Annotated in this window: 17 protein-coding genes and 2 pseudogenes; 3 read left to right on the top strand and 16 right to left on the bottom strand. The window is 40.1% G+C overall.

Going from position 1 to position 18,928, the window contains the following annotated elements; all coding sequences use genetic code 11:
• Positions 1-163: 163 nt before the first annotated feature.
• The 10 genes and pseudogenes from RR45_RS01115 to rlmB all read right to left on the bottom strand — a co-directional run bounded on the left by RR45_RS01115 (position 164) and on the right by rlmB (position 8,433).
• Positions 164-868, bottom strand: a complete 705-nt coding sequence (locus tag RR45_RS01115) for a DivIVA domain-containing protein (RefSeq protein ID WP_031366139.1) — start codon at positions 866-868, stop codon at positions 164-166.
• 103 nt (positions 869-971) lie between these two features.
• Positions 972-1,769, bottom strand: a complete 798-nt coding sequence (locus tag RR45_RS01110; RefSeq protein WP_031366140.1) for a YlmH family RNA-binding protein — start codon at positions 1,767-1,769, stop codon at positions 972-974.
• On the bottom strand, positions 1,769-2,014 hold the full coding sequence (locus RR45_RS01105; protein WP_031366141.1) for a YggT family protein: 246 nt from the start codon (positions 2,012-2,014) through the stop codon (positions 1,769-1,771). Before RR45_RS01105 ends, RR45_RS01110 begins: the two co-directional genes overlap by 1 nt.
• Entirely contained in the window at positions 2,014-2,562 is a 549-nt protein-coding gene (locus RR45_RS01100; RefSeq protein ID WP_031366142.1) for a cell division protein SepF, read from the bottom strand. Before RR45_RS01100 ends, RR45_RS01105 begins: the two co-directional genes overlap by 1 nt.
• A gap of 49 nt (positions 2,563-2,611) precedes the next feature.
• Positions 2,612-3,274, bottom strand: coding sequence for a YggS family pyridoxal phosphate-dependent enzyme (locus RR45_RS01095; RefSeq protein WP_031366143.1), 663 nt, complete (start codon positions 3,272-3,274; stop codon positions 2,612-2,614).
• A 317-nt stretch (positions 3,275-3,591) separates the two neighbouring features.
• A pseudogene (ftsZ, locus tag RR45_RS01090) lies at positions 3,592-4,543 on the bottom strand (cell division protein FtsZ); the annotation flags it as partial.
• Positions 4,544-4,683: 140 nt separating this feature from the next.
• Positions 4,684-6,054: a cell division protein FtsA gene (gene ftsA / locus RR45_RS01085; RefSeq protein ID WP_031366145.1), complete on the bottom strand. Its 1,371-nt coding sequence runs from the start codon at positions 6,052-6,054 to the stop codon at positions 4,684-4,686.
• A 161-nt stretch (positions 6,055-6,215) separates the two neighbouring features.
• Positions 6,216-7,085, bottom strand: a complete 870-nt coding sequence (locus RR45_RS01080) for a DegV family protein (RefSeq protein WP_031366146.1) — start codon at positions 7,083-7,085, stop codon at positions 6,216-6,218.
• Between the two features lie 48 nt (positions 7,086-7,133).
• The gene (locus tag RR45_RS01075) at positions 7,134-7,646 is read right to left on the bottom strand and encodes an NYN domain-containing protein (protein WP_031366147.1); all 513 of its coding nucleotides are present in this window, start codon (positions 7,644-7,646) and stop codon (positions 7,134-7,136) included.
• Between the two features lie 16 nt (positions 7,647-7,662).
• Entirely contained in the window at positions 7,663-8,433 is a 771-nt protein-coding gene (rlmB, locus tag RR45_RS01070; protein ID WP_072353551.1) for a 23S rRNA (guanosine(2251)-2'-O)-methyltransferase RlmB, read from the bottom strand.
• Between the two features lie 156 nt (positions 8,434-8,589).
• On the opposite strand from rlmB, the gene RR45_RS01065 reads away from it, so the two are divergent.
• A complete protein-coding gene (locus RR45_RS01065; protein ID WP_031366149.1) occupies positions 8,590-9,075 on the top strand; it encodes an NUDIX hydrolase in 486 nt (161 codons plus the stop codon).
• A gap of 160 nt (positions 9,076-9,235) precedes the next feature.
• On the opposite strand, the gene RR45_RS01060 is transcribed toward RR45_RS01065, so the two are convergent.
• The 5 genes and pseudogenes from RR45_RS01060 to metK all read right to left on the bottom strand — a co-directional run bounded on the left by RR45_RS01060 (position 9,236) and on the right by metK (position 16,228).
• The gene (locus tag RR45_RS01060; protein ID WP_031366150.1) at positions 9,236-11,632 is read right to left on the bottom strand and encodes a primosomal protein N'; all 2,397 of its coding nucleotides are present in this window, start codon (positions 11,630-11,632) and stop codon (positions 9,236-9,238) included.
• A 221-nt stretch (positions 11,633-11,853) separates the two neighbouring features.
• Positions 11,854-12,165, bottom strand: a pseudogene (gene rpoZ / locus RR45_RS01055) (DNA-directed RNA polymerase subunit omega); the annotation flags it as partial.
• Positions 12,166-12,329: 164 nt separating this feature from the next.
• Positions 12,330-12,959, bottom strand: a complete 630-nt coding sequence (gene gmk / locus RR45_RS01050; protein WP_003137362.1) for a guanylate kinase — start codon at positions 12,957-12,959, stop codon at positions 12,330-12,332.
• Positions 12,960-13,192: 233 nt separating this feature from the next.
• On the bottom strand, positions 13,193-14,794 hold the full coding sequence (gene rny / locus RR45_RS01045; RefSeq protein WP_031366152.1) for a ribonuclease Y: 1,602 nt from the start codon (positions 14,792-14,794) through the stop codon (positions 13,193-13,195).
• 246 nt (positions 14,795-15,040) lie between these two features.
• On the bottom strand, positions 15,041-16,228 hold the full coding sequence (gene metK, locus RR45_RS01040; protein ID WP_031366153.1) for a methionine adenosyltransferase: 1,188 nt from the start codon (positions 16,226-16,228) through the stop codon (positions 15,041-15,043).
• A 306-nt stretch (positions 16,229-16,534) separates the two neighbouring features.
• Here metK and RR45_RS01035 point away from each other — a divergent pair, with 306 nt between their 5' ends.
• Positions 16,535-17,260 (top strand): biotin--[acetyl-CoA-carboxylase] ligase, encoded by a 726-nt coding sequence (locus RR45_RS01035; RefSeq protein WP_031366154.1) that lies wholly within the window; start codon positions 16,535-16,537, stop codon positions 17,258-17,260.
• Positions 17,261-17,320: 60 nt separating this feature from the next.
• Here the strand turns inward: RR45_RS01035 and RR45_RS01030 are convergent, their stop codons facing one another.
• Complete coding sequence (locus tag RR45_RS01030) at positions 17,321-17,503, bottom strand: DUF3272 family protein (RefSeq protein ID WP_072353549.1); 183 nt, start codon at positions 17,501-17,503, stop codon at positions 17,321-17,323.
• A gap of 256 nt (positions 17,504-17,759) precedes the next feature.
• Here RR45_RS01030 and RR45_RS01025 point away from each other — a divergent pair, with 256 nt between their 5' ends.
• Positions 17,760-18,914, top strand: a complete 1,155-nt coding sequence (locus tag RR45_RS01025) for a ring-cleaving dioxygenase (RefSeq protein WP_031366155.1) — start codon at positions 17,760-17,762, stop codon at positions 18,912-18,914.
• Positions 18,915-18,928 lie beyond the last annotated feature (14 nt).

The raw sequence follows: 18,928 nt of genomic DNA, 5'->3' as shown, positions 1-18,928 counted from the left end.
TAAAGTAGACCAAACTATTATTTTCTCTCAAACTAGACTTTCCTGCTAAATAGCTAAGCAAGCATGAGTTGTAAACAAGGTGATATTCAAAAACGAAGGGATTGCAAGGCTTCCACCATCTCTTGCTCGCTGGACATATTCGTTTATGAACTGTGCTTGTTTTTTAAACTTCAGAATCTGTTGTTTCTTTTTCTGAATCACCTGAGTCAACCGCTTCGACTGTTTCTGGTGTTTCTATCCTTGTTTCATTTTCTTCTGCATCAAGAATATCTGAAACTTGACTAACGGTGTGACTAATTTGCACCGTATTTCCTTCATGGCTCTCAATAATTTCTTTCAATTTCTCTTCACCATCTCCGATATAAGTCGCGGTTGGTTTAAGAATTTCTTCCCATTCGTGAGATTTGATACCTTCGAGTTGTGCTTCTACCATCAGCATCATACGTTGGTGGTAAATACGCATTTTCCGTTTTAATTCATCGGTTTCTTTAACCAAACGACGGGCATCGTCTGAGGCTGAATTGAGAATAACGCCAGCTTCTTTTTTAGCAGATTCCAAAATATATTGTGCTTTTTGACCCGCTTCAGATGTCACGCCATTTGCCTCGTTGATTGCTTGTTCTTTCAAATTATCTGCGGCACTTTGTGCAACAACGATTGACTTATTCAACGATTCTTTCATACCTTCAAAGTATTCTACACGTTCGCGTAGACTTTTCAATTCACGTTCTTGGTCTTTTATCTTTTCGGCAAATGTGTCATAGTCTCGAATAATTAAATCGAGAAAGTCGTCAACGTCAGCTTTATTGTAGCCACGCATCTTGGTTGGAAACGTTTTATTTTGAACATCTAAACTATTTAAAGTCATAGGTGCTACCTCCTATTATCATTCATTTTTGTTACCTTAAAATTTGTGACTCAATATCAAAACAAATTTTAATGAGATACGTCACACATCGTCAAAAGTCAATTTACTTTTTGTTTGAGATGAATTGGACTTCAACTCTGACTTTATCTTTTTTCGTTAACCCGAGTGTTTGTCCGATTTCTATTCGGCCAAGACCTCGAATACTAACCAAATCACCAGCAACTAGCTCAAAATCATTTCGCAAGACTTCTGTATAATTGACTTTAGCTTTATTTGATTGTATCAAATTTTGTGCTAAATTGCGAGACATATTGAAGACACTTGCAATGGCTTTATCTAATCGCAAACTTGATAAGGTAACAGTTTTCGTAACAGCTTGTTCAGTTGTGCTCACGAATTTTGTCACGTCAATTTCTCGAATTTTAACACCGCTGCGCGCAATTTTATGAATGCTGTCCGTTATCAATGTTGCTAATTTAGCATCCATAAAAACTTGCGCAAAAGTGTCATGAACGACGATATCGCCAATTTTAGAGCGTTCAAGTCCCGTCTCACCTAATAAGGTGCCAAGGATTTGTGAATGTTTGAGTGTGACAAATTTACTGGCAAAGTCAATCTGTAGGCAAGCCATCTCAAAATCAGCTTTCTCCAGTTGATAATAAGTCGGTGCTAAAATCACCTTCACATACTCTGTTTCAGCGATAATTGAACTAGTGAACATCTGAATGTTCGACGCATGTTGCCCCTGCACCAAAGTCGTTAAAATAAAGACTTGTCTCGGATTTAAAAAATCTGTGGTAACTAAGCTATAGCTGTCAATTACGCTCGTAAGCCAGTCAGAGGCTTTATCAATAAAAGCTCGTTCTGTGGATCGAAAGTGTTGATAAATTGCTTGTGTCATCAGAAAATCATCAACAACAAACGTTGGATACAGTTCAGGGCGATAACGGCAACGACAATTGTAAAGTCGAGCCCGGCAAATTGAAGGGGTAAACGGTCAAAAATCGACAAAAACGGACGAGATAACTGTCCGATGATTCTGCCAACTTGACTATTTCTTAAATCCGGTGCCCAACTCAGTAAAGCATAGATAATCAAAAGCCATTCATAAACTGTGATGAGGCGATACAATAAATATATAATCATCAGTATGTATCCAAACCTTCAAAGTTGCGACCTGCAAGAATGCTTAATTCTTTCTCCGCATCTACTGTCATACCATTTGGTGTGAGTAAGAAAATTTGACCCCCAACATTTTGGATATCGCCATCAAGTGTGAAAACAACACCTGTTAGAAAGTCAATTGAGCGACGTGCTTGTTGATCACCCATGTTTTTAAAGTTGACCAAGACACTCTCACCATTTCGAATCACGCGTGCTGATTCCATAATGTTATCATAAGCAGCCGGTTCTTTAATAGCAATCGTTGGTACGATGCTAGAAGAAACTGGGCGTTGCTGTGATGTTTGACGTGTTGTATTTGCAGCAATGTCAGACTGACGACTTTGCTTACGTTCTGATTTTATTTCTGCTTTAGGTGAAACGTTTGTCACAACTTGCGGGCGGGCTTGCGCTTGCGGTTGTGCTGATGCCTGATTAGGCACCACTTGTGGACGAGCGGCTGGTGCCGACTCTTCCTCTTCTCCTAAATTAAAATAATCTTTTGCTTTCTCAATGTAATCTTTTAAAGCCATTAATTTCTACCTACTTATTTTAGTCATCTCTAACATTTAGAGGCGTTCTTTATTTAAAAAACTTGCTACCAATTCTAACAAAAGTTGCACCGTGCAAAATCGCCTGCTGATAATCCTGACTCATCCCCATTGATAATTCTGTGCATGGGATACGAGCTAAATTTTGACTGGCAATCTCTACTTGTAAACTTTTTGCCTTGTCAAAAATTTCAATCAGCTCTGTCTCACTCGCATCAATCGGTGCCATTGTCATTAAGCCAACAATTTTAACTTTTGATAAGTTAGAAATTTCCGGCAAAACATCTGCTAATTCATCTGGAGAAAAACCATGTTTACTAGTTTCTCCTGAAACATTTACCTGTAAGAAACATTTGATGACATGATCTGCACGTTTGTCAATTTCATAGGCTAACTTAATCGAGTCTAGCGCATGGAAATAATCTACATGGTTAATGACATCTTTGACCTTGCGACGCTGTAAGGTGCCAATTAAATGCCAAGTAATTGGTAAATCAGACACTTTCTCCTGTTTGTCCAGAAAAAGTTCCGTCCGATTTTCTGCGATATGTGTGATACCAGCTTCAACCAATTCTCTAGCTTTGTCTGCATCAACGTATTTAGTCACACCAATAACGGTTGTCTTGTGCCCTGATTTGTTTTCAGCGGTGATAACATGATCCAGAACAGCTGCAACATTTTCAGAAATTGTCATCGCTTAACGTTTCAAAAATGGCGGGATATCAAGGTCTTCATCGTTTGATGAAGTTGTTGTCCCCCCAAAGCTGCTAACACCAGTTGTACTTGTTGGCTCTGACGGTGTTTGACGAACTGTGTTTTCTTTACGAATATCCCAGTTACCAAACGCTGACTCAGGAGCTGAACTTTCAGGTGCTGCTGTTTTTTGACGTGTCGCAAAATTATTATTTGACAAATCAAGGTTTGATGAGCCTAATACACGACGACGAGGTTGTTCAGCAACTGGCGCTGCTGTTTGTGTTTGACGTGTAGCTGTTTGTTGCAAGTCATCTTCAGAAACGCCAGTCGCAACAACTGTTACACGGATTTCATCTTTAAGTGACTCATCAATAGATGTTCCCAAAAGAATGTTGACATCATTACCTGCTGCTTGGATAACTAACTCTGACGCATCTTGTGCTTCAGTCAAGCTCATATCCATACCACCTGTCACATTTAGAAGGACATTTTCAGCACCTTCGATTGTTGTTTCAAGTAATGGCGAGTAGATAGCTTTACGTGTTGCTTCAATGACACGGTCTTCACCAGAGGCAGTACCGATGCCCATAAGCGCATCACCTTTATTTGCCATAACTGTTTTCACATCCGCAAAGTCAAGGTTAATCATACCAGGATTTGTAATCAAATCAGTGACACCTTGCACACCTTGGCGTAACACGTTATCGGCTTCTTGCAAAGCTTCTTTCAAAGGTGTTTTCTTGTCAACGATTTCAAGCAAGTTATTATTTGAGATGATTAGTAAAGTATCTACAGAGGCTTTAAGTAATTCAATACCTTCTGAGGCAAAGTAACCACGTTTTGACCCTTCAAAACCAAATGGGCGTGTGACAACACCCACTGTCAAAGCGCCTAAATCACGAGAAATTTGCGCAATCACTGGTGCAGCACCGGTACCAGTGCCGCCCCCCATACCAGCAGTGATGAAGACCATATCTGCACCTTCAAGTGCTTGTTGGATGGTTTCAGCTGATTCTTCCGCAGCCTTTTGACCAACTTCTGGTTTTGAGCCTGCACCCAAACCACGTGTTAATTTTGGTCCAAGCTGAATCACTGTATCTGCTTTTGAAGCACGAAGTGCTTGAACATCTGTATTTGCTGCGATGAACTCAACGCCTGAAACACTTTCTTCAACCATTCGGTTGATGGCATTGCCACCTGCACCACCGATACCGATAACTTTTATAACTGCGCCTTGCGTGAGCGCTTCATCAAATGAAAATTCCATTGTTTTATATCTCCAAATTCATTTTTTACCATAACGAGTCATAAAGTTTTAGACTTGACTGCTAAAACTCTTTAAACCAAACCCTCAACGGCTCTGTTGAGCAAGATTAAGCAAGCTTATTTTATGTTGTTAACATCTACTTAATCAAACATACTACCAAACATATTGCGAACCTTATCAACAAGACCCTCTTTTGGTTCAGTGTCTTGGACTGGTGCACTCGATTGTGGTTGTGGTGTAGGCACTACATAACCCATGTCCTCAGTTGCTTGCGGATAAACATTATCTGCAAAAGTTGCAACAGCAGGCTCATGATATGTCTCAACGATTGGTTCTGTGAAGACAGCATTACCTGCTGCTGCTGACGTCACCAAAACTTCAATGTCCGAACGGCTGCCAACATAATCCACAATTGAAATCACTTGTGCAAAAGTTGGGTTGCGAAGTCCCATTTCATTTGGGACATATAGGCGAACATTGGCACCGATAATTTTTGTTGCCAACTCTGTTACACCTGGCATCGCAGCAGCACCGCCTAGTAAAACAATACCACCAGGCAGTTCAAGGCCACGTGAGCGTTCTAAGTCTTGACGAACACGTGAAAAAATTTGCGTCAGGCGTGCTTCAATAACTTGTGATAAATAAAACTCTGTGATTTCAACTGGTTCTGTGTGTCCAACCACATCTACGGGGAATTTTTCTTCCTTGCTAGCGCGTTCTGTAGAGGCTTCGCCATAGTTAAGTTTTAAATTATTAGCTTGCTCAAGAGATGTATTTAAAACTGTTGAAATATCTTTTGTGATATAGTCGCCACCTTCAGGAATGATATGAGCAAACTGTAATTCTTGGTCACGAACTGCGATAACAGTCGTTTGACCCGCACCTAAATCGATGACAACAGTCCCAAATTCACGTTCTCCTTCATTTAACACATGATGTGCTAAAGCAAGTGGCGCTATCACGATGTTATCAACTTTAAGTCCTGCACGTTCAACTGCACGACGAATATTGTGTACTAATGTTTTAGGACCAGTATAAACTAGTCCTTTCATTTCAAGGCGCACACCAAACATACCACGCGGATCTGAGATACCAGAAAAACCGTCAACTGTGAACTCTTTTGGTTCGACAGCGATGATTTCTCTTTCAGGCATCATGCCACGCATGAGGGCGCTAGCAACGACTTGGCTGATGTCGCTTTCTACGACCTCTTTTGAGTCGCTATTAATTGTCACCATACCCTGACAGGCATCAACTTCAAGACGATTAGCTGGAACTGCGACATTCAACCCTGTAATTTGGATGCCTGCACGTTCTTCAGCTGCATTTACAGCTTTGCGAATCGCTTGCGCAACTTTCTCAATATCAACAATTGTACCGTTTTTTAAACCGTCAGATTTTGCATTTCCGACGCCGATTATATTCATTTCACCAGAGACGTATTCGGCTACCAACACTTTGATCGTGCTAGTTCCAATATCCAATCCCGTATAAAGTCCACTTTTGGCCATTAAAGTGACTCCTTCCATTATCCATTCATCATTTTCAATTTTAATTATGTAAAAAGTTGCCTAATATCCGATTATCGGCATAAACACTCTTTTTTATTTTAACACAAAATCACAGCAAAACAAGATATTTGCTGTGATTTTCGTTATTTATGCATATTCTTTTAGAGACGCTGTGTTCTTCCTATTGAAAATATAGCAATCGTACCAGTCCCTGTATGTGTAGCAATCGTTGGTCCTAAAGGCGTTAGAGTCACTTCCGTAATCAAATTTGATTGCAGTAATTCTGCTTTCACCTCTTCGGCAACATCAGGCTCTCCAGAATACCCAACCATGACATGAGGATAAGCCGGGTCAAAATCAGTCAGGGTATTTGTCACTAAGGTTTTCAAGGCTTTTTTCTTGCCTCGGATTTTGCCAACCTGACGCAGTTGACCTTCTGGGTCAACATCAATAATCGGCTTGATATTAACTAGAGTACCTACGGTAGCTGCAGTTTTAGAAATTCTACCACCACGCGCCAAGTGATATAAGTCATCAGCCATCACCCAGCTACGCAAACGCGGTATCAAATCTTGCATCGCTGCCACAACTTCATCTAAACTCGCACCATTATCCCTAAGTTTAACTGCTTCTTTGACCAAATAGCCTTCGCCTGATGCTGCTGCTAAAGTATCAACTGTCGTAATACGGGCTGAAGGGATTTCATCTAAAACAAGTTGTTTAGCCATTTCAGCACTTTGATAGGTCCCTGACAAGCCTGATGAAAATCCAAGATAAAGCACATCATTTCCAGAATGGATAACTGATTTAAAAGTCTCTGAAAACTGTCCGACATTAATTTGCGAGGTAACAGGTTTAGCACCTGCTGCCATTTTTTCAAGCAAAACATCACTCGTGAGGCGATCAAGCCCGACGGTTTGATAAGTCGTTTCATCAAGCGTTACGGTCAAACCTAACATTACAACATCATGTGCTGCCATATAAGCATCCGATAAATCTGTCGTCGAATCTGTGATGATTTTATAAGTCATGATCACTCCAATTTGTTTAGTATCTATGCGTTATCTCCGCATCTTGTGTCACTCAATTTCAAACATTAATTTTTTGAGCTCATCTAACTGAGCATCCGCCCAAGAAGTACGTGGTTTTTGCGTTGTCATTGTCGTGGCATGTCGCGTCAAATCTTGTTTTCTGAGATTCACACGTTCTTCAAGTTCACGCGCCGGGATTCGCATTGCACCTTGTGAAAAAATTACCCATTGCTCAGCCAAATCACTCGTCGCAACATAAACCGTTGTCAAAGCATTATGACATTTACCAGCCAACTTTTCAATGTAACTATCTGCTGTTTCATCTTCTTTTGTAAAAATCACAAGCACATTATGCACCTGAAATTTACTCGTCACGCCTGGCACAAATTGGGCATCAAATACACAGATAATTTCTAGTCCCTCAAAGCCAGCATAATCTGACAACTTTTTTAGTAGCAAATCACGCGCTTGTTCCAACTCATTATTTTGAAAAAGCCGATGTGTCTCTTGCCAAGCGCCTATCATGTTATAGCCGTCAACAATTAAAAGTTGTTTTTTCATAGCTGTCTGCCTTTAACTAGTTTGATTGCCCGAAATTTCTGGCCCACTCATACATCAAAATCCCCGCAGCAACACCAGCATTTAAACTCTGAACATGCCCCTTCATAGGAATCGTAATCATCTCATCAACTTGCTTTTTAATGTTTGACGTAATGCCAGCACCCTCAGCACCGATAATCAAAGCAACCTTCCCTTGCGTTTGCCATTTCGCATGCGGCGTCCCATTCATATCCGTACCAAAGACCCAAAAACCAGCAGCCTTCAGCTTATCCAAGGTTTGCGATAAATTCGTCACCCGAGCGATTGGAATATGGTTAATGGCACCAGTAGATGTTTTGACAACAACCGGCGTCACGCCGACCGAGCGATGCTTGGGGATAATAACGCCCGAAACTCCAGTCGCGTCTGCTGTTCTAAGAATACTACCCAAATTATGAGGGTCAGTTAAACCATCAATCACGATTAACAAAGGATTTTCAGCATCTTCTGTTAACGCCAATAAGTCTGACAATTCTTTATAGGCATAAGCACTTGTTTTGAGAACAAACCCTTGGTGAACACCGCCATCTGACATCTCTTTTAACTTTTCTTTGCTAACAAAAGAAATACCGACTTTTTTCTCACTTGCCAGCGCCTTGATTTTATCAACATTTTTACCGCGTAAATCGTCTTGAATATAAAGTTTATTGCCTAAATTTTCTGTCAACGAATCTACGACAGCGTGAACGCCGTAAATTGTGTCATTAATGTTTTCTGTCTCGTTAAAGTTTTCCTGATTTTTTTTCATAGTTCTATTATAGCAAATATTAAGCCACAATGTTTAATACACCCTTTATCAACTTAAAAATCCGACGATAATATAGCCCTCATGACGCGATTAACGCTTTCTATTTATCTTAATTTAATTTATAATAAATTAAACCAAAAAAGTGAGGGGTAGAAAATGAAAAACATAAGTAATCATTTTGGTGTGTATGGCGTTTTTGTCAAGGATGATAAACTACTCTGCATTAACAAAACAGCTGGCCCTTATCAAAATAGATATGATTTACCTGGTGGTAGCCAAGAGGTGGGGGAAAGTTTATCCGAAACACTTGTAAGAGAAGTCAAAGAAGAAACTGGTTTCCCTGTGATAGGTTATGACAACAATAGAGTTTACGATGCCTTCGTCAAACCATATAATGATGTAAAGACAGTACACCATATTTTTGCTGTTTACGATATCGAATTAGATTTTGAAAATCCAACAACCATTCCAAGTCAAGTCATAGATGGCGACAACGACTCTGATGGTACAGCTTTTATTGCATTTGATACGATTAATAAAACTAATGCTTCACCATTAATTTTAAAAATTGTAGATGAAATTCATAAAAAAGAAGGGTATTTAGACAGAAGTGATTTTCTAGATTGGCATATCAAAGCTTAAATACTTCAAACTAATAAAGTCGCTTAAAATTAAACCTAACAGTTTAAATTTAAGCGACTTTTCAGAATGTGCTTTAAAATGGGGATATCCTTTTTTACCTTACTTTGTTCTAATTCCATACCTATTTAAAATTATTGTCGTCAAAATTAGCATCCAACCACTACATAAAATTCTGCGGTTCATTATCAATGATAATCCGCAATTTTTTATTTTCAGGCACTTGTGTCAAATCCAAAACTTGATTCAGTGCCTGCTCTAAGTTGGCCTCAAAACGATATTTAATCAGCAGTTGATAGTGATATAAATTATGCGTCCGAGCGATGGGTTTTGGAATAGGACCCAAAATGCGTGCTTGCTCTGATAAATTTGCCTTGAGCAAGGCCATGATTTCATAGGATTTTTTGACGACTTCGTCTTCATCTTGATGCGATATGACGAGCTGTACGGTATAAAAATAAGGAGGATAATTCAACTTCCGTCTAAAGTCCATCTCTAGCTGATAAAAGTCTTCATAATCTTGCGCTTGCGCTAAACGAATGGCGTAATGATCTGGGTTAAAGGTCTGAATCAAGACTTCGCCTTTTTTATCTGCACGACCTGCACGACCTGCTACCTGAGTCAGTAATTGGAAGGTGCGTTCAGATGAGCGAAAATCGGGTAAGTTCAGAGCTGTATCAGCATTAATCACGCCAACCAAAGTAACGTTTGGAAAATCAAGGCCTTTGGCAATCATCTGCGTCCCTAGAAGAATGTCTGCTTCACCTGCACCAAAGCTTGACAAAATGCGCTCATGGGCGCCTTTTTTCTTAGTGGTATCAACATCCATCCGTAAAATTCTGGCTTCAGGCATGAGTTCTGACAATTCCTCTTCAACTTTTTGCGTGCCACTACCGTAATACCTAATTTTCTTGCTTTGACAATTGGGGCAAGTATGAGGAATACCTGTCGTATGCCCACAATAATGACAATTCAAGGTTTTAGTATCCATGTGAAGGGTTAACGAAATGTCGCAGTTTGGACATTCTGGTACAAAGCCACAATCCCGGCACATGATAAAAGAAGAATAGCCTCGCCGATTAAGCATGAGCACAACTTGTTCTCGTTTCGCTATTTTCTCAGCAATTTTATCAAGCAAGGCTTCTGAAAAAGAGGCCGACTTGTCGTTCAAGTGCTTGCGCATATCGAGAATTCTAACTTCAGGGATTTCAGCCTGATTGTTGGCACGTTGCGTTAGACGCAGGAGTTGATACACATTTTTCTGCGCTCGTGCACGCGTTTCAAGGCTAGGTGTCGCAGAGCCTAAGACCAACGCCGCACCATGGTACTGCGCACGCCATATCGCAACATCTCGCGCATGGTAGCGGGGATTGCTATCTTGTTTATAACTGGTTTCGTGCTCTTCGTCGATAATAATCGCACCGATGTTGTGCAAAGGTGCAAAAATTGCGGATCTTGCCCCAACAACAACCTTAGCTTTTCCAGATTTGATTTTACGCCATTCATCATACTTTTCGCCATCGGATAAGCCCGAGTGCATGATTGCCACATGCTCACCGAAACGCGCGATAAAACGATTGGTCATAAGCGGTGTCAGAGAAATCTCCGGCACTAACATAATCGCCGTTTTGCCTTGTTCAATCATGTGTGCAATGACTTGTAAATAAACCTCTGTTTTACCAGATCCGGTCACACCTTCTAAAAGAAATGGTTTATCTTGTCTGTCAATAATCGTCTCATAAGCGGCTGCCTGTTCAGCATTTAAAAGCTTGTGTTCATCTGAGACAATAGCATCAAAATAAGCTTGAGCACGAGAAACTTCAACTTCTGATAAGCTTAAAACGCCCTCTGATATGAAAAATTTAACAGCTTCTCGTGAAAAAGTCTTGACCAAATCTGTGTAATCCCAGATACTTTGTGCGACATGGTTTTGTTCTTGTAGAAACGTTTGTAGCGCCAAGCGCTTTTTAGCACGAGCAGAAATTGACAACTCGTCTAACTTTTGCTTGTCAACCAGCGTTAACCGTTTCTTAGTCTTAACGGTTTCTTTAGACTGGGCGACATACTCAACTGAAATTTTACCTTCACGATGAAGTTTCATCATGACAGCCTGTTCACGTTCATCCAAACTAGAGAAATGTAAAGCCTGATTGTCATAAAAATACTGCTTAGCGATGTTTTCATCTTCTGTCGTCAAAATTTTATCATAAGATGAGTTAAGTAGATTGGGTAACATAGCTTTAAGTATCGATATTTTATACGAAAAAACCGTTTCTCGCATGGTATCAGCTAAAGCAAGTTGTTCAGCATCCAACACAGGCTCAAAATCTAAGATCTCGGCAATTGTTTTCAGTTCTTGCTCAGCCGATTCCTGTGATGTTTCAACTTCAAAGCCAACAACAAAACCTTGCATCAAGCGGTTACCTCGCCCAAATGGCACATGAACACGCATGCCTATCTGGATTAGGGTGGCAAGTTCTTCTGGTATCCTATAAGAAAAGGGCTTATCTGTTTGCATTGTCGGTACGTCGACAACCACTTGCGCGATGTTTTGAGACATAGCAACTCCTTTATTGCATTTTAATGCGGCAGTATTTGACTATCACAATGTTTAGCGCCGTCTGCTTGGTTTGCGTAAAATAAAAAACTGCCAAAGCAGTTTTTATTTTACTCAGCATCAGCGTCTACTTCAACCGCAGCAGGTGCCTCAGGTGTTTCTACTACCGCTACAACTGGCGTTCCAGCAGTAACTTTTTCAGTAACACCCTTATCTTTACGTTGTTTTGCTTCTTCTTCTGCTTGTTCTTTAGCGATTTGCTCTTTGATTTTACGTTCTTCATCAATTTTACGCAAACGTTCTAATTCACGTTTTTCTTTCAAAGCTGTACGCTTTGCTTCAGGTGCTGGGTGAATGCTAACATTACCTTCTGCCAATTCTTCCAAGGCTTGCAAAGTTGGTTTTACAGATGAAAATGATTGCGTCGCAGCTTCACCATCACGTAATTCATGCGCACGTTTTGCTTCTAAAACAACAAGTGAGTATTTTGAATCGACTTTGTCTAACAAGACATCGATTGACGGTTTTAACATCATAATTTGATAACCTCTTTATCATTTATAATTCTAGTTTCTCAAGTTAACTGGCTCTATTCGATAGCTAACGGAGTCACAACAGTTCAGGATTTAATTTTTAACTTGCAGATAAGCTTACGTCTTATAGGTAATCCAAACACAATCACTTGTCTACACGAATACCATTATTTAATTTTTTGTGTTGCAGCATCCAGCATTGCTTGATAGCGACCAATCACACGGTCCACACGGAAGTGTTCTGCCTCTACGATTTTTTTCACGCGTTCAACAGCAAGTGGTACTTCATCGTTAACAACAGCGTAATCATATTCACTCATGAGTTTGATTTCTTCACGCGCTTTTGCCATACGCTCATTAATCACTTCAAGACTATCTGTACCACGACCACTTAGACGGTCACGTAATTCATCCAAATCTGGCGGAGTCAAGAAGATAAAAACACCATCTGGCACTTTTTCCTTGACTTGTAAAGCACCTTGCACTTCAATTTCAAGAAATACATCCTTACCTTCATCCAAGGTTTTATTGACATATTCTAAAGGCGTACCGTAATAGTTGCCTACATATTCCGCATATTCCAGCATCTGACCGGCCTTGATTTTCTCTTCAAACGCCTCACGCGTACTAAAAAAGTAATCTTTACCGTCAATTTCACCCGGACGTTGTTTCCGTGTCGTCATTGACACTGAATATTCAAATTGATGTTGGCTTGATTCAAAAATCGCTGCCCTGACAGTTCCTTTTCCGACCCCAGAAGGCCCAGAAAAAACAATTAATAATCCACGTTCTGGCATGTTTGCACTCTTTCTTTCAGAGAATCACACAAAAAAATTAACACTTTTCGTGCGTTCATTTAGTTATTTTTACATTTTACCATAATATCTTTAATTTGAAAAGGTGCTTGAGTGATTGAAACGACTAAACTGTGATTTTAAAAATGATATCTTATCACCTGCTAATCGCCACTCAGTCACGCAATGCCATTCCTCAGTCATCAAAAAAGCGCCACCTCACAGGTGACACTTTTTTATTTGGCATAGTCAATCGCGCGAGTTTCACGGATAACGGTTACCTTGATATTTCCTGGGTAGTCCATATCATTTTCGATTTTTTCTTTGATGTCATGTGCCAGAACTGTCATTTTATCATCTGACAATTTAGCTGGATTAACCATGACACGAATTTCACGACCAGCCTGTAGTGCAAATGATGTGTCAACACCATCAAAGCCATTTGAAATTTCTTCCAAGTTTTGTAGGCGTTTGATATAGTTTTCAATTGATTCACGACGAGCACCCGGACGGGCAGCAGATAAAGCATCCGCTGCTGCCACCAATACTGAGATGTTATTGGTTGGCTCAGTATCACCGTGGTGACTGGCAATTGCATTAATCACAACTGGATTTTCCTTATACTTCTTGGCTAATTCGGTTCCAATCTCAACGTGACTACCTTCAATTTCATGGTCTAGTGCTTTACCGATATCATGTAAGAAACCGGCACGCTTAGCCAAGGTAACATTTTCACCCATCTCGCCAGCAAGATTACCAGCAAGGTTAGCCACTTCAATCGAATGGTTTAGAACATTTTGACCATAAGAGGTTCTAAAATGTAAACGACCCATGATTTTCATGAGGTCAGGGTGCAACGTGTGTGCTCCGACTTCAAAAGCAGCTTGCTCACCATACTCACGAATTTTCCGATCCAAATCTTTCCGATTTTTTTCGACCAATTCTTCAATACGTGCTGGATGAATACGACCATCTTGGACCAATTGTTCCAGGGTTAAGCGGGCAATTTCACGACGAATCGGGTCAAAGCCTGATAAGATAACCGCTTCTGGTGTGTCATCGATAATCACATCAATACCTGTCAAAGCTTCAAAAGTACGGATGTTACGGCCTTCACGACCAATAATCCGCCCCTTCATGCCATCATCAGGTAGTGTCACGACACTAACCGTCTGCTCACTCACGAAATCTCCTGATACCCGTTGCATTGCCAATGTGATGATATCTTTGGCTTTTTTATCTGCCTCGGCCATCGCTTTATCTTCGCTCGTACGAATCAACTGTGCCATTTCTTTTGACAACGATTCTTTAGTTTGACTCAGCACAATATCTTTTGCTTCATCATGGCTCAGACTTGCAATCCGTGCAAGCTCCGCAGCCTTTTCTGCTTCAATTTGCGACAATGCTTCTTCGCGCTTGTTGAGCGTGTTAGTTTTGTTTGATAGATTTTCTTCTTTTGAATCCAAAGATTGTTCTTTACGCGTTAAAGTATCATCCTTACGATCAAGGATTTCTTCACGTTGTTTCAAACGTTTCTCAGTTTCTTTTAACTCAATACGAGTTTCTGCAAATTCATTTTCTATCGACTCACGACGTTTTTGACCCTCTTCTTTCAGCTCTAAAATCTTTTCTTTTTTCAGATTTTCAGCTTCTTTTTTCAGGTTTTCAGCCTCGGCCTTAGCCTGTCTTGTGAGTTCATTCGCCTTATTTTCAGCATGTTCAATTAAACTCTGACTATCTGCCTGAGCACTCTTTAATTGCGCATTGCGGAAAATAAAACCAATTCCTAATCCAATCAACAAGGCAATGATGATGCCAGCAACTAATGCTACAACCATTGTTTACCTCATTATTCTAATATCAGATCATCGTTAAAACCTCTATCTTATAAAGAATGTTTAAAATTCAATTTATCAATCAGCCTGCTAGTTTAAAATATCCTTCAAACCCTTGCTAAACCTGATTTATTATAAATTTCTAAACATCTTCGTTACCATATCAGCTTTAGGGATGTCTAAAAAAATTCGTAGTTTTAAGCAATAGCTTAACACATACGAATTCATTATATCACATTATAAGATATTTCACAAAAGCGAACGCAGAATATCAACTTTATCTAATTTTTCCCATGGTAATACTACATCAGTTCTACCAAAATGCCCATACGCAGCCGTCTGACGATAAATTGGGCGCTTGAGATCTAACATTTTAATAATCCCAGCAGGACGAAGATCAAAATTTTCACGGATGGCTGTGATTAAGCGCTCTGAAGAGACTTTCCCAGTGCCAAATGTCTCCACATGAATCGAAATCGGGTGTGCAACACCAATCGCATAGCTAAGCTGAATCTCAGCTTTTTCAGCAAGACCTGCAGCCACGATATTTTTGGCAATGTAGCGTGCCGCATAAGATGCCGAGCGGTCAACTTTCGTCGCATCTTTACCTGAGAAAGCACCGCCACCATGATGCGCATAGCCACCATAAGTGTCAACAATAATCTTACGGCCTGTCAAACCTGAATCCCCTTGGGGACCACCGATCACAAAACGACCAGTCGGATTGATGAAATATTTGGTTTTATCATCTAATAGCTCAGCAGGAATCACTGCTTTAATAACTTTTTCGATGACATCCGCATGAATTTGATCATTGGTCGCCTCGGGTGCATGCTGTGTTGAGATGACAATAGTATCAATGCGTTTTGCTCTCATCTTTTCATCATATTCAACCGTAACTTGACTTTTAGCATCTGGACGCAGGTAAGCAATCTCACCTGCTTTACGCAAGTCAGCCAATTTTTTAACCAACTTGTGGGACAAGGAAATGGCAAGTGGCATATACTCTGGCGTTTCCTTGCTGGCAAACCCAAACATCAGGCCTTGATCACCTGCACCGATTAAATCAAATTCGTCTACTTGCTCACCTTTTCGCACCTCAATCGCTTCATTAACGCCTTGTGCAATATCTGGTGATTGCTCAACAATAGACGGATGAACGCCAACTGTTTTGTAGTCAAAGCCAAAGTTAGCATCGGTGTAGCCGATTTCTTTGATCGTATTTCTGACAATTTCGTCAATATTGACATAAGCTGTCGTTGAAATTTCACCAAACACATGAACAGAACCCGTGTAAACCACGGTTTCAGCTGCCACATGGGCATCTGGATCTTGAGCGAGAATGGCATCTAATATGGCATCTGAAATCTGATCGGCGATCTTATCTGGATGACCTTCTGAGACGCTTTCGCTGGTAAATAGAATTTTTTCTGACATCATTTTTTCCCCTACTTTTCTAGTTTTTCGGTTACAGGAAACGGTTTTTGGAAATTTAAGGGTACCTCTATCAACTGCTTTTACACCTTTTGAGATAAAAATAGTCGGTACAAGGCAGAGCGACAAGACATTTCTGTACACGGCACGGAGCACTATCGAAATAACCGAGTATTTTAACCAAAAGATGTGAAACTTATTTTTTAGAGATAGCCTTATAAACCACCTTCGGAAAGTAACACTCCTATTCTACCACGTCCAACTTTTTTTCGCCATCATTTCTGGCTAATTCCGTGATATAATTTAAGCATGATTAAAAGAGAAATGATTCTAGCCCAAAATCCTTGGCTAACAGACGTATCCGTCGTAGCTGAAACTACCTCAACACAAATTGATGCCAAAAATGACCTAGTCGACAAAAAATTATTCATCGCAGATATGCAGACACAAACACGTGGTCGCTTTGGTCGGCAATATTTTGCCTCCAATGGTGATGGCATCTATATGTCGCTTGTCCTTAAAATATCGGAAGACGTCAAAGACTATACCATATTAACAGCAGCTGCCGTCCTTACAGCAATAGAAAATTTAACGACAAAAAAACCACTCGTCAAATGGGTCAACGATATTTATTTAGATAATAAAAAAATCTGTGGCATCCTCGTCGAGCATCTACTATCAAGCAACTCAATTATCATCGGTGTTGGCCTAAATTTTAATATTGAAAGCTTCCCTATTGCGTTAAGAGAAAAAGCAGGCTCTCTCTTTACAAATGAAACACCTACCATCACACGTGATATATTAATTGCTGAAATCTGGTCACAATTTCACCAGTTAAGTAGCAGTCAAGACTTTTTCAACATCTATAAATCACATTCTTTCATCCTCGGCAAAACGGTCGAATTCGAAGAAAACGGCCACACAATTATCGGTACTGCGACTGATTTAACAGAAACTGGCGAGCTAATTGTCAATTCTGACGGCCTAGTCAAAGTCCTATCTTCTGGCGAAATTTCTCTAAAAAAATGGCTCTGATACCTATCAATGGTGTCAGAGCTTTTTCAAGGCATCACAAAACTGCGATTATATCTCTTGTTATTTACTTTTACTGTTCAAACGTATCCAGCGATCTGCGCGATAAGCAAATCTTAATTTTCTGAATAACAAAAAGCTCCAAAATCCTAACAAAAAGAGGCGGCCTGTCAATAAAGCATCCGCAAAAAACCAAGCATAGATAATTGTTCCGAATATAAACACGTAAAATTGTTCTTTTATCATATAGGTCTATTCTAACAAAATCCCGTAAAATTTCAATTCCGAAGTATCTTACAAAAATTAAAATCAAACTGAACAGCATAATTGCACCTGATAAAAGGTTGACAAATAGTTATTTTTTAGTCTGAGTCAAAATGCTTGCACTATTTTCTGAAATAGTTTATCATTAACTCATCATTAGAGTTTACAAACGTAAACGATGTATAATTTAACTGATTTTTAATTTGAGGTTTTAAAAAAAAAAAAGGAGCTTGTTACCATGAAAGATTCAACCATTAAAATTGACGACCGTTACCCACTTGGTGGTATTCACCATGTCACTGCTATTAGTTCTAGCGCCCAACATATTTATGATTTCTTTACCAACATCTTGGGCTTACGCCTTGCTAAATTAACCGTCAACCAGGATGATTATGAAACTTATCACCTCTATTTTACCGATGAAGATGGTAATGCGGGTACTGATATGACCTTCTTTGACTTCCCAGGTATCCCTAAGGGAACTAAAGGCACTAACAATATTGACCGCGCCTCTTTCCGTGTCCCTTCTGATGACTCCTTAACATACTGGTTGACACGTTTTGAACAGGCAGAAGTCATTCATGGTGAAATTAAAACACGTTTTGGTAAGAAATTTGTCGAATTTGAAGACTTTGATGGTCAACAATATCAACTCATTTCAGACGAAACAAATGTTGGTGTCCCAGCAGGACAACCTTGGCAATTATCAAATGTACCTGATGAGCACGCCATCGTAGGCCTTGGCCCAGTCTTTGTTAAAGTTGCCAACTATGAACATATGGATTTAGTGTTGGATAAAGTCTTAGGTTTCCGTAAAACAGGTGATGAAGGTGCCTTTCATCAATACGAACTCGCTGAAGGTGGCAATGGTGCAACATTAATAATTGAAGATGCCCCAAATGAAGGTGTTGCTTGGCAAGGTTTTGGAAATATTCATCATTTAGCACTTCGCGTGAAAGACCCTGAAAGTCTTAGCTATTGGATTGAGCGTATCAAATCTTTCCGTTTCCCTGATTCTGGATTGGTTGACCGTTTCTACTTCTCAAGTGAATATTTCCGCGTCGCACCACAAGTATTGTTTGAATTAGCGACAGACACACCAGGAATTGGTGCCCTTGATATGGCTAAATCTGGGGCAGGTAAAGTTGATTCTTACGAAGAAGCTTTGATGACAAGCGGTTTCTGGATTGACGAAACGAAAGAAGAAGCTGGTCTCGACCTCAGCTTACCACCACATCTTTTCCCTGGTGATGAAGCGGTTAAAGCAGCAACTGTCGCTCGCCTACGCCCACTAGATACATCAGATGCTCATGACAAACGTGATGACAATGACATCTGGACGATTTCACGGGTCTTGGCGCACAATCCGCAAGCCATCCATAACGATAAATAAATCAAGTAGATTTT

The organism is Pseudolactococcus chungangensis CAU 28 = DSM 22330 (assembly GCF_002441885.1).
Classification (GTDB): Bacteria; Bacillota; Bacilli; order Lactobacillales; family Streptococcaceae; genus Pseudolactococcus; species Pseudolactococcus chungangensis.
The sequence above is the reverse complement of the archived record's forward strand: the minus strand, read 5'-3'. Positions and strand labels throughout refer to the sequence as shown.

Coding starts and splice junctions, on each gene's coding strand:
- RR45_RS01115 (WP_031366139.1), bottom strand. CDS start 868: ATGACTTTAAATAGTTTAGATGTTCAAAATAAAACGTTTCCAACCAAG.
- RR45_RS01110 (WP_031366140.1), bottom strand. CDS start 1,769: ATGACACAAGCAATTTATCAACACTTTCGATCCACAGAACGAGCTTTT.
- RR45_RS01105 (WP_031366141.1), bottom strand. CDS start 2,014: ATGATTATATATTTATTGTATCGCCTCATCACAGTTTATGAATGGCTT.
- RR45_RS01100 (WP_031366142.1), bottom strand. CDS start 2,562: ATGGCTTTAAAAGATTACATTGAGAAAGCAAAAGATTATTTTAATTTA.
- RR45_RS01095 (WP_031366143.1), bottom strand. CDS start 3,274: ATGACAATTTCTGAAAATGTTGCAGCTGTTCTGGATCATGTTATCACC.
- ftsA (WP_031366145.1), bottom strand. CDS start 6,054: ATGGCCAAAAGTGGACTTTATACGGGATTGGATATTGGAACTAGCACG.
- RR45_RS01080 (WP_031366146.1), bottom strand. CDS start 7,085: ATGACTTATAAAATCATCACAGATTCGACGACAGATTTATCGGATGCT.
- RR45_RS01075 (WP_031366147.1), bottom strand. CDS start 7,646: ATGAAAAAACAACTTTTAATTGTTGACGGCTATAACATGATAGGCGCT.
- rlmB (WP_072353551.1), bottom strand. CDS start 8,433: ATGAAAAAAAATCAGGAAAACTTTAACGAGACAGAAAACATTAATGAC.
- RR45_RS01065 (WP_031366149.1), top strand. CDS start 8,590: ATGAAAAACATAAGTAATCATTTTGGTGTGTATGGCGTTTTTGTCAAG.
- RR45_RS01060 (WP_031366150.1), bottom strand. CDS start 11,632: ATGTCTCAAAACATCGCGCAAGTGGTTGTCGACGTACCGACAATGCAA.
- gmk (WP_003137362.1), bottom strand. CDS start 12,959: ATGCCAGAACGTGGATTATTAATTGTTTTTTCTGGGCCTTCTGGGGTC.
- rny (WP_031366152.1), bottom strand. CDS start 14,794: ATGGTTGTAGCATTAGTTGCTGGCATCATCATTGCCTTGTTGATTGGA.
- metK (WP_031366153.1), bottom strand. CDS start 16,228: ATGTCAGAAAAAATTCTATTTACCAGCGAAAGCGTCTCAGAAGGTCAT.
- RR45_RS01035 (WP_031366154.1), top strand. CDS start 16,535: ATGATTAAAAGAGAAATGATTCTAGCCCAAAATCCTTGGCTAACAGAC.
- RR45_RS01030 (WP_072353549.1), bottom strand. CDS start 17,503: ATGATAAAAGAACAATTTTACGTGTTTATATTCGGAACAATTATCTAT.
- RR45_RS01025 (WP_031366155.1), top strand. CDS start 17,760: ATGAAAGATTCAACCATTAAAATTGACGACCGTTACCCACTTGGTGGT.